Annotated in this window: 14 protein-coding genes; 8 read left to right on the top strand and 6 right to left on the bottom strand. The window is 53.1% G+C overall.

Translation table 11 applies throughout. The annotated features are described in order from the left end of the window. Positions 1-159 precede the first annotated feature (159 nt). Genes ACYVI1_RS00855 through ACYVI1_RS00830 form a run of 6 tightly spaced genes read left to right on the top strand, consistent with a single transcriptional unit; the run spans position 160 to position 5,890 of the window. Positions 160-1,125 carry a PhoH family protein gene (locus ACYVI1_RS00855; protein WP_460905666.1) on the top strand — a complete coding sequence of 322 codons (966 nt, stop codon included), beginning with the start codon at positions 160-162 and terminating at the stop codon, positions 1,123-1,125. Further along, the gene (locus ACYVI1_RS00850; RefSeq protein ID WP_460905598.1) at positions 1,106-2,461 is read left to right on the top strand and encodes a M43 family zinc metalloprotease; all 1,356 of its coding nucleotides are present in this window, start codon (positions 1,106-1,108) and stop codon (positions 2,459-2,461) included. The genes ACYVI1_RS00855 and ACYVI1_RS00850 overlap by 20 nt, the downstream gene beginning before the upstream one ends. 53 nt (positions 2,462-2,514) lie before the next feature. Next, positions 2,515-2,967, top strand: coding sequence for a GNAT family N-acetyltransferase (locus ACYVI1_RS00845; protein WP_460905595.1), 453 nt, complete (start codon positions 2,515-2,517; stop codon positions 2,965-2,967). Next, on the top strand, positions 2,964-5,201 hold the full coding sequence (locus tag ACYVI1_RS00840; protein ID WP_460905592.1) for a ComEC/Rec2 family competence protein: 2,238 nt from the start codon (positions 2,964-2,966) through the stop codon (positions 5,199-5,201). The genes ACYVI1_RS00845 and ACYVI1_RS00840 overlap by 4 nt, the downstream gene beginning before the upstream one ends. A gap of 37 nt (positions 5,202-5,238) precedes the next feature. After that, complete coding sequence (locus tag ACYVI1_RS00835) at positions 5,239-5,361, top strand: hypothetical protein (RefSeq protein WP_460905589.1); 123 nt, start codon at positions 5,239-5,241, stop codon at positions 5,359-5,361. Then, a complete protein-coding gene (locus ACYVI1_RS00830; RefSeq protein WP_460905586.1) occupies positions 5,312-5,890 on the top strand; it encodes a Uma2 family endonuclease in 579 nt (192 codons plus the stop codon). Before ACYVI1_RS00835 ends, ACYVI1_RS00830 begins: the two co-directional genes overlap by 50 nt. A gap of 14 nt (positions 5,891-5,904) precedes the next feature. On the opposite strand, the gene ACYVI1_RS00825 is transcribed toward ACYVI1_RS00830, so the two are convergent. Together ACYVI1_RS00825 and ACYVI1_RS00820 are read right to left on the bottom strand one after the other, a co-directional pair. Next, complete coding sequence (locus ACYVI1_RS00825) at positions 5,905-7,335, bottom strand: tetratricopeptide repeat protein (RefSeq protein ID WP_460905583.1); 1,431 nt, start codon at positions 7,333-7,335, stop codon at positions 5,905-5,907. Positions 7,336-7,471: 136 nt separating this feature from the next. Further along, a complete protein-coding gene (locus ACYVI1_RS00820) occupies positions 7,472-7,999 on the bottom strand; it encodes a hypothetical protein (protein WP_460905580.1) in 528 nt (175 codons plus the stop codon). 138 nt (positions 8,000-8,137) lie between these two features. On the opposite strand from ACYVI1_RS00820, the gene ACYVI1_RS00815 reads away from it, so the two are divergent. Both ACYVI1_RS00815 and ACYVI1_RS00810 read left to right on the top strand, forming a co-directional pair. After that, the gene (locus ACYVI1_RS00815; RefSeq protein ID WP_460905577.1) at positions 8,138-8,794 is read left to right on the top strand and encodes a TetR/AcrR family transcriptional regulator; all 657 of its coding nucleotides are present in this window, start codon (positions 8,138-8,140) and stop codon (positions 8,792-8,794) included. Between the two features lie 67 nt (positions 8,795-8,861). Continuing rightward, positions 8,862-10,187 carry an ABC1 kinase family protein gene (locus ACYVI1_RS00810; protein ID WP_460905575.1) on the top strand — a complete coding sequence of 442 codons (1,326 nt, stop codon included), beginning with the start codon at positions 8,862-8,864 and terminating at the stop codon, positions 10,185-10,187. A gap of 259 nt (positions 10,188-10,446) precedes the next feature. Here the strand turns inward: ACYVI1_RS00810 and ACYVI1_RS00805 are convergent, their stop codons facing one another. The 4 genes from ACYVI1_RS00805 to ACYVI1_RS00790 are packed head-to-tail and all read right to left on the bottom strand — an operon-like array spanning position 10,447 to position 14,368. After that, positions 10,447-10,866, bottom strand: coding sequence for a cupin domain-containing protein (locus tag ACYVI1_RS00805; RefSeq protein WP_460905572.1), 420 nt, complete (start codon positions 10,864-10,866; stop codon positions 10,447-10,449). 32 nt (positions 10,867-10,898) lie between these two features. Next, complete coding sequence (locus tag ACYVI1_RS00800; RefSeq protein WP_460905569.1) at positions 10,899-11,435, bottom strand: (R)-mandelonitrile lyase; 537 nt, start codon at positions 11,433-11,435, stop codon at positions 10,899-10,901. A 31-nt stretch (positions 11,436-11,466) separates the two neighbouring features. Next, entirely contained in the window at positions 11,467-12,042 is a 576-nt protein-coding gene (locus ACYVI1_RS00795; protein ID WP_460905566.1) for a DapH/DapD/GlmU-related protein, read from the bottom strand. Positions 12,043-12,085: 43 nt separating this feature from the next. Further along, the gene (locus tag ACYVI1_RS00790; RefSeq protein ID WP_460905564.1) at positions 12,086-14,368 is read right to left on the bottom strand and encodes a xanthine dehydrogenase family protein molybdopterin-binding subunit; all 2,283 of its coding nucleotides are present in this window, start codon (positions 14,366-14,368) and stop codon (positions 12,086-12,088) included. Between the last annotated feature and the right edge of the window lies 1 nt (position 14,369).

The following is a 14,369-nucleotide window of genomic DNA, read 5'->3' as shown; positions in this document are numbered from 1 at the left end:
TCAGCAAGATAGCAATTTATTAACACAAAATACTTTTTTTGTACTAAATGCGACCCACAAATAAGAAACAGTATAAATGAATAAATTTTTCGGGAAATGCGTTGTACAAGCAAAGAAATCGCTTACTTTTCGGAATCACACGTTAAACCTATTCATCGTTTGGTCGAAAAAGTCATTACCCTCGACAATGTATCGCTCATCGACTTTCTGGGCGTAGAGAACCACAATATCAAAGAAGTGGCCGCTGCGTTTCCGATGAGCAAAATTATCTCCCGTGGCAACGAAATCCGTATCAAAGGCACCACGCCCGAAATTAGCCGAATCAGCGACATTCTGGATTCGCTGATGGAACACTACCAGCGATACGGTAAGATTACTCAGGAAAACGTGCAGACCTATATTAGCCATAGCGGGCAGCCCACAAATGGCAATAGTGCCGTGCCACCCGTTCTACCCGACGACGACGAGGTGCTGGTATACGGCAATCGGGGGGTGGTGGTTCGGGCCCGAACCGACAATCAGAAACGATTGGTCGAAGCCGCCGAAAAATACGACCTGGTGTTTGCTATTGGTCCTGCCGGAACGGGCAAAACCTACACGGCGGTGGCTATTGCCGTGCGCGCCCTGAAAAATAAAGAAGTAAAAAAAATAATCATCACCCGTCCGGCGGTGGAAGCCGGTGAAAATCTGGGCTTTCTGCCGGGCGACCTTAAAGAGAAAATCGACCCGTACCTGCGCCCTATTTACGACGCCCTCGATGACATGATTCCGGCGGAGAAACTGAAATTTTACCAGGAAAACCGGATTATTGAGATCGCACCGCTGGCCTATATGCGGGGCAGGACCCTCAACAATGCCTTTATTCTTCTCGATGAAGCCCAGAATACGACGCCCATGCAGATGAAGATGTTTTTGACGCGCATGGGGCCAACCTCGAAAGCGATCATTACCGGCGACCGGTCGCAGATTGATTTGCCCAACCGGCAGAAATCCGGCCTGATTGAATCGGTCGACATTTTAAAAAACATTAAAGGAATTGCATTCGTTGAACTTGATGGCCGTGATGTGGTTCGTCACCGGCTTGTTCGCGAAATTATTACGGCTTATGATAAAGCAGGTCAATAATAGCCTGACACCGGATCAACGAACCGGCTGGCGTTGGCTGGCCGGTTTGCTTTTGTGCCTGCTGGTCGCTGTTGCGCGGGCACAAACCACCAGCGAACTGAACCGGTGCGGAAGCGTTGCCTATGAACGCCTGCTGCAACAGCGAAACCCGAACCGGCTCCGGCAGCTAAACGAACTGAACCGGCGGATTCAACAGCTTGACCTAAACCAAAGGGCCCTGCGCGAGCCTGCCGACGAGACGGTTTATCGGATTCCAATTGTGGTTCATGTGGTTCACACCACGGCGTCAGGAATTATCGGTGGGGCCAATAATGGGAATATCACCGATACTCAGATAACGTCGCAGATTCAGGTGCTGAACGAAGATTACCGGCGTCAGCAGGGCACCAACGGGTATAACACCAGTCCAATTGGCGCTGACGCCCGCATTGAGTTTTCCCTGGCTACGACCGACCCCGACGGTAAGCCATCCAGTGGAATTACCCGGCACTATTACCCGCAAAAACCAACGTTCGACGTGTATTCGTCGGATGACCTCGTCTTGTCTCAGATTGCTTACTGGCCCAGCAACCGCTATCTGAATATTTGGGTAACATCCTTAGCGAATAATTATTTAGGCTATACCAAATTTCCGACCGCTGCTGATACGTTGAGAGGTCTTGAGCCTTCGACCGATGAGCGTACTGACGGCAGCATCATCGACTATCGGGCGTTTGGCCGGCAGGGGCCTGCCAATACAGACTCACGGTACGCTTTGGGGCGAACCGTTACGCACGAAATTGGTCATTGGCTGGGTCTGCTTCACCTGTGGGGCGACGGGGGCGGCTGCAACGAGGATTATGTGGCCGATACGCCCCTAATGGCCGATGGGTCGACCGCCCCTCAATCGTGCCGGCAAACGTTTTCAAACTGTAATGGCCGGGGGCAGGTGCGCGACCTCATGGAGAACTACATGAACTACTGGCCCGATGCCTGCATGAATTTGTTTACGGCCGGGCAGGTAGGCCGGATGAGGGCGGTGCTTACTCTGAGTCCGCGCCGGGCACAACTCCTCAAATCCGTTGCCAGCCCACTGGCCGAAACCGACGCCTTAACTATAAGCGTTTACCCAAATCCGACAGCGAGCGACCCATCAATTGACGTACAATTAAAAGGCTTTCAGTCGTTTAGTGTCGACTTGTTCGATGCAGCCGGTCGCCGGTTACGAACGCTCAGTTATACAGATTCGCCCAGCGCCCGCATCACGCTTCCTGTTAATGGACTAACCACGGGCATGTATATTGTCCGGGTAAAAACGGAAACTGAAACGGTCAGTAAGCGTTTGCTGGTGCAGTAACTTAGTCGGTAAGTGGTGTTGTGCAACATCTTACCGACTGTAGCTCCTAATTTATGATAAACGTTTTGCCTATTTCCAATCCCACTGATCTTGAATCGGCTTTTGCCATTCGCCGGCAGGTGTTTGTTGAGGAACAGCGGGTTTCAGCCCGTGAGGAATATGATGAGTTTGAAACCACGAGTACCCATTTTCTGGCTTACCTGGATGGCACACCTGCCGGTACAGCTCGCTGGCGACGAACATCCAACGGGGTGAAGTTAGAACGGTTTGCGGTGCTGGCGGGCTTCAGAGGAAAGGGTGTTGGCAAAGCCTTAGTGCGGGCCGTACTCGACGATGTGTTTAGCCAGCAACCCGAACCCATCGAGCGAATTTACCTGAACGCACAGGTAACGGCCATGCCGCTCTATGCAGGTTTCGGCTTTGTCGCCGTCGGGCCTATGTTCGAGGAGGCCGGTATTCAGCATTATAAAATGGTTTTGCCCGGTTCGGCCTACGCAAAGGAATGAAAGGGCATCCGTTTGTTCGTTATGCTGCAGGTCTCATTGCCGGCATTGTTCTCTACGTCAATTTTCCAGCCTGGTACGGCCTGCCGTTAACTGCCCTGGCCGCAGGCAGTGGCCTGCTTGTCTGGGGATTCGTTCGAACCAATGGCCAGACCATCAAGCCTATCCAGCTTACGCCGGGTATGGGCAGTTTGCTGATTTTGATGGCCTTAGGCTGGGCCATAACCTACGAGCGCACAGCCAGCAATCGACCCGACAACATTCTTCACCTGACCGATACACTCCGGGCCTATGAAGGCGTCGTTGTAGCTCAGCCCGAAGAACGTGCCAAAACCTACCGGGTCGAACTGGAAATTCGTCGGGGCAACTGGCCAAACCGCCGGGCCAGGGTCAATCAGGCTGCTGGTAGCTGGCAACCACTTAGTGGCCGGGTAATTGTGTATTTAGACAAGGCGAACGACCCGTCATCACGTGGTCCGTCATCACGTGGTCCGTCATCACGTGGTCCGTCATCACGTGGTCCGTCATCACGGCAACTTATGTCAGGCATGGTCGATATGCCGCACCACCGGCCGCACTATGGGGAGGTCTGGTTAGTGTCTGGCTCACCCCGGCCCATCGACCCGCCCCTGAACCCCGGCGAGTTCAATTACAAACGCTACCTCAGCTATCGAAACATCCACCACCAGCAATACCTGCGCCCCTTTCAGCGGCAGGTTCTGGCCGTTGATCCGCCCAGTCGAATCACGTTCTTTGCTACGACAGTTAACCACTGGGCCGACAGCGTTTTTACGCACCAGGTGGGCACCCGCGCCGAATACGGCATCGTAAACGCGATGATTCTGGGTGTCCGCGACGATCTGGACGCCGAACTCTACCGGGCATATTCGGCGGCTGGAGCCGTGCATATTCTGTCGGTTTCGGGGCTGCATGTGGGCATCCTGTTCGCCGTACTGACGTTTTTACTCAGCTTTCTCATCAAACGGCCCAGGGGCAAACTGCTGATGGCGGGCCTGCAATTGGTTATTTTGTGGTTCTACGCGCTCGTAACGGGTTTTTCTCCCCCAGTGCTACGGTCGGCGGGGATGTTCACGGTACTGATCATTGCCAATGCGCTGGGTCGGCAGCAGCAGTTGGTGAACACCCTGGGCGCGTCGGCGTTTTTCATTCTCTGCTTCGACCCTTACGCGCTTTTTTCGGCGGGTTTTCAATTATCATACTTAGCCGTGGCGGGCATTGGCCTTTGGCAGTCACCTTTGTATCAATCCGTTACGTTCCGAACCAAATGGGCCAATCGGTTGTGGGAGTTAACCGCTGTAGCCCTGGTGGCCCAATTGATTACATTTCCGCTGGGTGTGTTTTACTTCCATCAGTTTCCGACCTATTTCCTGCTGGCCAACCCGATTGTGATTGTCATGTCGGAACTGCTGTTACCCCTGGCAATGGCCGCACTGGCCTTTAGCTGGGTGCCCTATCTGAACGATATACTGGGCTGGGCGTTGCAAAAAACGGCCTGGTTGCTGAACTATGCCATCATGCAAACGGGTCAGTTGCCGGGCGCAGCCTGGGATGGGCTTTGGCTCTCACCGATGGCTATGCTACTAACCTACGGCCTGATCCTGTGCGGGGCTGCCCTGCTGCTGACCCGCAACCGGGCCTATGCGTGGGCCGCCTGTGTGGCTGCAGTAGGGTTAGCCGGAGCGACACTCTGGACCGATTATCAGCAGGCGCATCAACGGCGGCTGGCAGTTCACTTTTTGCCCCACCGAACCGCCCTAAGCCTGACCGATGGCCACCAAAGCACCCTCCTGACCGACCTCGACACGACCGACAACCGCTCGTATGATTTTTACCTGAAAAACACCTTCGGGCAGTGGGGCGTTTCGGACCTGACCCTTGCCAGTGTCAGGGCTGATTCACTACAGTTTGTCCCGGCCTATTATCGAACTAAAGAGTACGCTTTATGGGTTTGGCGGGGCAAAACGATCCTGCTGGTCAATAAATTTTCGGGTAGAAATTACTGGAAACTACCCGCTGTAGTGGACTATCTTATTATCCGCCGGAATGCGTTGCAGGAATGGGAGCAACTCAACGGGCGTGTGGTGGCCCGGTATATCATTTTCGATGATTCCAACAAAACACCCCTGACAGATAAGCTGTTAGCGGAAGCCAAACAGCGTGGTATCGTCTGTTATTCAGTCCGGCAGATGGGTGCATATATGACTGATTTGGAGTGATTTTTGGTTATCTTTACAACTTCAAGATACCGCGACCATGACACTAAGCATAGGAAACTTACCCGATGAGCAACGGACAACGGTCAACTTTGCGGACTACCGAATGGACGATGATGCGTTCTACGACCGCGACGGTGGCCCGTTTCTGCCGTCAGAATGACCACCTGAAATTTGAGCGCACCGTAACGACAGACCGCCCCGACGGAATCATCGTAGCCATGCCCAACACAGGTGGAAAAACCGGAAATAGAAATACAAAAATTACTTCCAGGCTTGACAGTTGGTCGGAATCCTTTGGTGGCTTAGTATTCGATTCCTCGACGGCGTTTAAGTTGCCAAACGGAGCAACACGTTCACCCGATGCCGCCTGGATTAGTGATGCCCGCTGGAATACGCTGACCGAGAGTGAGCAGGAAAAGTTTCCGCCCATCGCCCCTGAGTTCGTCGTTGAGCTTATCCGGGCCGACGTTCGGTCGGTAACAGACTCGCTGACCAATGCAAAAGAGAAAATGCAGGAATATATTGCCAACGGCGTTTTGCTGGGCTGGCTCATCAATCCCAAACAGGAAGAAGTGCTGATTTACCGGGCCGACGGAACCATTAGTAAACATACCGATTTTGACCAGCCCATTTCGGGCGAGGACGTATTGCCAGGCTTTGCCTTTACGCTGCGGTTATTGGTTCGATAGAAAAGACTATCGTCTTACCGTGTATATAAAGCGCCTTTGGCAATGGTGGATTCGTACTCGTAGTTGATTGTCTCCAAAAACTTGCCCGTTACCCAGCCAATATCCGCATTTCTGACAAAAACGAACCGCTTGGGTTCAGCGGACGACGAATATGCCTTTACGACGGCATCTAACCACAACGCACCGGCAATTAATTGTTTCTCTGTCAACTGGCTTTGTAAGGTTGTCATGTCTTTCTCGGCCTGACTGCGGGCCATTGGGTCCGCAATGTCCTTAAGGCTGGGTTGGGTCAGTTCCTTATAATCGTTTAGGGCTAAGCGTTTAAACCGCTCGACATCGTCCACCGTGATGGGAATGGCCGTAACTCCCGCCCGTTCGGGGTGTAAATACGTGACCAGCGCCCACACAATGTCGCCACCCAGACCTACGGTTCGGCGGATCTGCAATCCCCGGTTACCAGCGCTAATCTGGCCAGGGAGTTCTTTCTCCGCAATGGTTTTGATAACCTGCTGGGCTTCCCGCTTAAACGCATCCACACCCAGCGAACGCTTATTCTCGATCTGGCTCACCAATGAACTTGTGCCAACAGGCAGGCTGATGCCATGAAACGCTTTTTTTGTATCGAAATAGCCGCCAATAGTGCTGTTGGTGCCGAGGTCTAAAGCCGATGTGGTGGGCCATACTTTGCGGGGAATGGCGCCAATCGTGAATAACTCCGCTTCCCGGCTGGCCGTCAGCGACGTGTCTATTTTCAGACTGGTGTTGGGCAAAATGCGTGCTAGCTGCGCGTATAAATTCTGTCGGTTATCAGGGTTTCTTGCCAGCTCTTCCCGAACGTCATTGCTCAGGACCACAAACACGCGCCCATCGGGAATGTTGTAGCGCTGGATGGAATCGAAACAAATTTTAAGCGCATCCTGCCCCGCCCGCAGCGACCCCGACGCATCGGCAAATAAGGTCGTGCCGGGGTTGGCAATATCGACAATGGACCGAACATCTTTCTCGTAGAAATCGGTCTCATACTTTGTTTTGAGGATGGCTAATTTAATGTTCGAGGAGCCAATCTGAATCCCGGCATACAGGTTTTTGGTGGAGATATTCCGCACGATTTCGTTGACACCCCAGGCGCTGGCCACATACTTGAGATTCAGGTATTGAGCGCGGGCTTTCTCCAGATGGCGCAGGGCCGTCGTTGTATCGCGCAGGTCGTTGTAGGCGAGTCCCAGCAGTTCGTTGGCAACGGCTTCCCAATACGGATTTGTCGTTTTAACCGCCGGTAAGGCTCGTTTGAGCAAATCGATGGCCGCATCCGATTTCTCGACCTCCCGCAGCGTGTTGGCTAATTTAATGTAGCGAATGGCCTGCGACGTGCTGCGGGCCTGCTGGGCGAACCCAGCCTGAACAAAGAGGCCAAAAAGGAAAAGTAACGTAAGTGAGCGTTTCATAAACGGGCGAATTAATCTGGTTAGAAACGATTACATAACTCCTGATGAGCGTAATCCTACCGCCACACTTACGTTATAAAGTAGTACTTAGACTTTCGGTTGGGTAGAAAATTAGTTTACGGCAAAAAAAATGACATTACGGCTGATTGCCTGCCTTACTTAATGAATCTTTTTTAGGCGCAGGTGGCCGCCAGCCACCAATTTCTTTCGTCATCACATCTTTTTTTGATTGATACAGCGCCCATTGTTCCGGGGTTAGAATCGGTTTGAGTTTATCTTCTTTTTCTTCGTTGAGCATCAGCATCATATCCTGAACCTGTTTCACCGCTTCGGGCGAAGGACGCCCACCGCCGGTGCCCAGAATGTCTTTGATGGCATCCTGCTGCTGGTCGCCATAGTCGTTGTTAAGGTTTTTGACCGCCTTCAATTGATCTTTCGTCAGCGACAGATTTTCCTTCAGCCACTTGGTTTCCTTCTGAGCCAGTGCACCGGCAATGTTGGGTACCGATGCCCGCTGACTGTTCGACATCGTGGGGTCTCCGCCCATGCCACCCATCCGGCGGCCACTCATGCTGCCGCCCGGATAATACTGGCCAAAACTTTGAACGCTTGTTAACAGCCCCACAAGAAGAAGGCCACACACACCTATGTTTGTCTTGTTCATGACGACGGGTAGAATAGAGACAGGAACCTGCTGCCCGGTAAATTAATGCCAAAGTTCGGGAAAAAAAGGGAAGTTAGTTGGCCTTCCCTGGCGTTAAACGCATAAACTTTTTCGATCAACCCGCCGTTGTTCAGGTGTATGGAAACCCTCGAAAAAATCCGTAAGGCGTACACTGACTACGTTCTTGAAAACGGAAAACAACCCATCTCCGTCTTCCAGTTTGCTAAAAAACTTAAAATCGCCGAAGCCGACTTCTATCAGGAATATTCATCCTTCAACGCGATTGAGGCCGACATCTGGCTGACGTTCTTTACGGAGGCCAAAGCCACCGTTGAGGCCGACGAAACGTATCAGGGCTACTCCGTTCGCGAAAAGCTGCTGGCGTTTTATTACACCTGGATCGAGTTGCTGAAAGCCCAGCGCAGTTTCGTGGTGTATAGTTACGGGCAGTTGCGGGATGAAAAAAACGGGCAGAGAGCAAGGCGATTACGAACACAGCCATCTGTTTTTAACCCGTTCAAAGACGTATTTTTCGACTACGTCCGCGATTTGCTGGCCGAGGGCCGCGAAAGCAAAGAAGTGGAGCCGCGCCCGTTTGTGACTGACCGTTACCCCAATGCGCTCTGGATGCAAACGCTCTACTTACTTGATTTCTGGGTGCGCGACGTGAGTAAAAACTTTGAAAAAACCGACACGGCCATCGAAAAATCCGTGAACACCGCCTTCGACCTCATCGGACGTTCGCCCTTAGATACTCTCTTCGACTTCGCCAGGTTTATGTACCAAAATAAATAGCAGGGGGCGCGGTGCAGGGAGCAGGGTCACAGCCCCGCCCCTTGCTCCCTGCACCCTGCAACTACCTATGAAAAGCCAAACATCCGTTCCGACCACTAAAGTTGCCCGTGCCAGTCAGTTTGTAAAGGCTGGGGTTAAAGTTGGCGGGAATTATATAAAGCATTACAGCAAAAAGCTGCTTGATCCGGGTCTGTCGAAAGATGAACTCCATAAAGACAATGCCGCCGACATCTATGACGCCCTGAGTGAACTGAAAGGCTCGGCGCTCAAAATGGCGCAGATGCTGAGTATGGACCGGGGCCTGTTGCCCGTGGCTTATTCGGATAAATTTACGATGGCGCAATATTCGGCTCCGCCGTTGTCGGGGCCGTTGGTCGTTAAGACATTCAGAACGTATTTTGGGAAGTCTCCTTCGCAACTGTTCGATAAATTCGATAGTGAAGCGGTGAATGCCGCCAGCATCGGGCAGGTGCATGTAGCCTGGAAAAATGGCCGGAAATTAGCCGTCAAAGTGCAGTATCCCGGCGTGGCCGATGCTGTCAGTTCCGATTTGAAAATCGCCAAGCCACTGGCTGTGAGGTTGCTGAATCTGAATGAGCGCGACATTGACCGCTACATGGGCGAAGTAGAATCGAAACTGCTGGAAGAAACCGACTACGATTTGGAATTGAAACGGTCCATCGAAATTTCGGAAGCCTGCGCCCATCTTCCCGATTTGGTATTCCCAAAATACTACCCCGAATTTTCGTCGAAACGCATCCTGACAATGGACTGGCTCGACGGCCTGCACCTGAAAGAATTTCTGAAAACGAACCCGTCTCAGGATGCGCGCAACCGCATTGGGCAAGCCTTATGGGATTTTTATGATTTCCAGATTCATACCCTCCGGCAGGTTCATGCCGACCCGCACCCCGGCAATTTCCTGATGCGGCCCGATGGCACCCTGGGCGTGATCGACTTTGGCTGCGTGAAGGTGATTCCTGAGTTTTACTACGAGAATTACTTCCGGCTCGTCAACCCCGATACGCTCGAAGACCCTGAGTTGACCGAAGCGATTTTTAACAATCTGGAATTCCTGACCCCCGCTGATTCGCCCAAAGAGCGCCTTTTTTTCTCAGATTTATTCAAAGAAATGACGCTCATGCTGGCCGAACCTTTTGCCGTTGATTCGTTTAATTTTGGCGATGACGCCTACTTTAACAAAGTGTATGCCTTTGCCGAGGGGCTGGCGAACGTGCAGGAGTTGAAGAACTCGAAAGTGGCGCGGGGGTCGCAGGATGGGCTATACGTTAACCGAACATACTACGGTCTCTACGCGATGCTCAACGAATTGAAAGCCACAGTGGTGACCACCAAACCGGAGTGGCTGCGCTCGAAAAAGGAATTGGTTTAAGCGCCTGTTTAAAAATAGGGTAAGTATAAGCAAAAAGCGGAATCAGTCTATCTGGCGGATGGCTACTCGCTATGTGCCGGTCTCAAACGTCAACGTAATTACTGAAATTGGATAATTTTGCGGCTAAACCCTTCCCGCAACGGACCGTAGAGGAGTTGCCCGGCTGAAATACCCACAAAAAAGCTGGATAGCAACAACGTGACCTCGGTCACCGATGTCTGTAGCTACTGGGTAATCTAAGCGAAAGCGGGCAGCCGGTTTAAACCTCTTCTGTCGAATTCGGGTATTCTTCATCGGTTACCCGGTCCAGCCATACCACAATGCCTTTATCGGTATTGGTGTTAATGGCAATGTGGGTAAATTCACTGTCGGGAGAGGCTCCGTGCCAGTGTTCAATATCGGGTAGGATCGGCACTACATCTCCTTTTTGCAGTACCTGTATGGGCTTACCCCGTTCCTGATAGTAGTCTGTTCCCGCCGTAGCAATGAGAATTTGCCCACCGGGATGGCTGTGCCAGTAATTGCGGGCACCGGCTTCAAAGTCGACATTGAGCACCATAACATGGAGTTTGTCGTGGTCTGGAACTAAGTACTTTGCCCAGGCTTTTCCGGTAAAATAGTCTTCAGGAGCCGGATCGCCCTTCGGCAAGATCGGTGTCTGATGGATTGTTGACTTCATAATTCGCTTCTATTTAAAAACACCTCGCCTACTTATTTTTGCCCATATTCCGCATCCGTGACGGCCTGTAACCACTTGACGATGCCTTTGTCCGTATTCGGAATAATATACAGGTGGGTCATCCTGCTTCCGGGGCTTGCTCCGTGCCAGTGAATCACATTGGGCGGGCATTTAACCACGTCGCCTTTCCGAATCAGTTGCTTTGGTTCCCCTTTTATCTGGTGGTAGCCAACCCCATCGGTGACAATAAGTAGCTGCCCGGTTGGGTGAGAGTGCCAGAAAGAGCGGGCTCCCGGCTCAAAGGCGACACTGCCAGCCACAGTCGTATAAATAGCGTCATTGGGGACAAGGCTCGTCACCCAAACGGTCCCCGTAAAGGTGGCAGCGGGGCCTCGCGTTGCTGCCTGCGGACCCGTCACGGCGTTACCGGTCTGTCCCAGGGCCGAAGGAGAAATAGTGACCAGGGCGACCAACAGCAACAGGATGTTGAGGGCCATGCCGATTATCGGCGGATTGGCTACCGGATGACCCGAAAAGCGGGTTGTTTTGTTGTCGATTGAATTTTTCATGACCGTATGGTTCGTCTTTCTGTTGTTTCGATTACAAGGTCTTCACCACCTTTGCCGGTATGCCGGCAACGACGGTATTGGGTGGTACATTCCGGCTTACGACGGCCCCTGCGGCCACGATGGCGTTTTCCCCGACTGTAACTCCGGGCAGGATGGTGGCTCCAGCGCCAATCCAGGCATTCCGTTTGATGACAATGGCTCCGGGGATAACCGTTTTGCGGTCGCCCGGATCGAGCGGATGATTCTCGGAGGTAAGGTTGACTCTCGGACCAATCTGAACGTCATCTTCCAGGGTGATCCCGCCTATGTCCAGAAAAGAGCAGGCATGGTTGATAAACACGTTTTTACCCAACCGGATAAACAAGCCGAAGTTGGTATGAAAGGGTGGAAAAATCGCTGTCGATTCGTCAATCTCGGTGCCCGTTATGGTGCTTAGCTGGCTACGTACCTGGTCAACGTCGGTGGCCGTTGCGTTCATTTCCACACAGAGCCGGATGGTTCGCGAAACGACGGCCGTAAATTTTTCATAGTCGGGATCATCTTTTCGGAGCGGCTCACCCGCCCGCATCCGTTGGAAAATAGCATTACTCACTGATTCAGGCGGCATATCTTTACTCAATTTGGCTGTTGTAAACCCCTTTCGTGGCTGCTTAAGCTGGACGCAGCAGCTTATCGGGTGTAATAGGCAGGTCCCGGATCCGCTGACCGGTGGCATTGAAGACCGCGTTGGCTACCGCTCCGGCAAATCCGATCAGGGCAATTTCGCCCATCCCTTTCGCGCCCATCGGGTTGATGATCGGGTCGGGCTTGTCGATCATAATCGTTTCGATGGCCGGTACGTCGGCGTGCACCGCTACGTGATAATCGGCCAGGTTATTATTGACGAAACGGCCAAACCGGTGGTCGATGACCGCTTCTTCGGTCAGGGCCATGCCGATGCCACCCGTTACTCCGCCAATCATCTGACTGGCCGCCGTTTTAGGACTGATGATCCGGCCTGAATCCGCCACACTAACGGCTTTGGTCACACGCACCACGCCCGTTAGCGGGTTGACCCGCACCTGCACAAAATGCACCGAAAACGAATACATTGAGTAGTTCTGAAGTTCCGGCCCACCTTTCGACTCTTTCGTTTTGTCAATCACGGTCAGGTTATTGGCCTGCATCAACTCGCTTACGGCCACTTTTTTGCCCGGCTCTTTTTCAACAGAAAGTACGCCATCCGTTACCGTCAACTCATCCGCCTGACGACCGGCCAGGGGACCGCCGTCTTTCGTTGCCAATTCGATCAACGTGTTTTTTGTGCTGGTACAGGCATCGAACACCGCCGACCCTACCGCCGAAACAATGGCCGAGCCACCCTGACTTGGCGCCTTTGGCAACGACGTATCGCCGTATTCGACCCTGATACGATTCAGCGGCACAGCCAGTACGTTGTGAGCAATCATCGTCAGGGCCGTTCCCGTTCCCGGCCCAATGTCGGTCACCGCGCTCTGCACCGTCAGCGAGCCGTCGGCTTTGAGCAGGACACGGGCGCTGGCTTCCCAGCGGAAAGCGTTGAACGTACCCGTGCTCATACCGTAACCAACCAGCCAGTCGCCCTCACGCAAACTACCCGGTTCGTTTTTTCGCTTGCTCCAGCCAATGGCTTCCGCTCCACGTTGGTAAGCTTCTTTCAGGTGCTTGCTCGAATAAGGCCGGTTATGTTCAGGGTCGGTTTCGGTATAATTTCGCAGGCGAAACTCGATGGGGTCCAGCTTCAGTTTGTGGGCCATTTCGTCCATTGCCGATTCCAGCGCAAACGCGCCCGTCGCTTCGCCGGGACCCCGCATCCAGATGGGTACGCTCCGGTCGAGCCGCACGATACGATAGCGGGTGCTCACATTGGGGCAGGCGTACATAAACTTGGTCATGTTGACGGTCGCTTCGGTGAAGTCTTCGTAGCTGGCCGTTTCGGCGGTAGCCGCGTGGGCAATGCCGACCAGCTTGCCGTTGGTATCAGCACCCATCTGAATAGTCTGTACCGTGTGGGGACGGTGACCCACCAGCGTAAACATCTGACTGCGGTTCACGACCAGCTTCAGGGGACGGCCAATTTTTCGGGCAATGGCCACCACCGCTGTTTCCTGGGGCCAGGTCCTGAGACCCATGCCAAAGCCGCCCCCCATAAACTCAGTATGTACGTGGATATTTTTGGGGTTGAGCTTAAAGGCTTCGGCCATCGCCTGCTGCGTGGCATTCACTCCCTGCGTTTTGGCATAGATCAGTAGCATATCCGGTCCGGTCCAGTGGGCCACAATACCGTGCAGCTCCATCGGATTATGCACCTCGATAGGAATGGTGTAATTAGCCTCCAGCGTGACTGGAGCGGATTGATAGGCGTCGGCTTTTCCCCGCAAATAATTGCCTCCCTCAGACCCTTTAGGCGAAATGCCCTCGGCAATGTGTTTCGACAAGTCGGTACGGGCCGTCTGTTTTTTGTAGGTGGCCTTGACGAGCGAAGCCGCGTAGGTGGCCCGCTCGTAGGTGTCGGCTACCACGATGGCGATGGGTTGCCCATCGAAGAGAATCTTCGGGCTGCTCAGGATGCGGTAAGTCTCTTCGGTCCTGGGTTTGGGGGCTGGTCCATCCGCTTCACCGCCAACAGGGGCATCCCAGCCCGGAATGGGCGGCATGTTCTGATGCGTAAATACGCCCAGCACACCCGGTGCGCCCTGCGCTTTTTTGGTGTCTAAGCTGGTGACGGTGCCTTTAGCAATTTCACTGCCGACAAGGACACAATAAGTCATATTGGGCAGTTCAAAATCAGCGAAGTAGTTGGCTCCGCCGGTCACTTTCATCCGTGCATCCACGCGGTCTGGCACGACCCGGTCTGGCGCGACCCGGTCTGGCGCGACCCGGTCAATAGGCGGGTTTTTCGTGTCTTTGGTCATG

The sequence above is a fragment of the Spirosoma areae genome (assembly GCF_054781775.1).
Note: the sequence above shows the minus strand (reverse complement) of the source record. Positions and strands in the feature narration are given on the sequence as shown.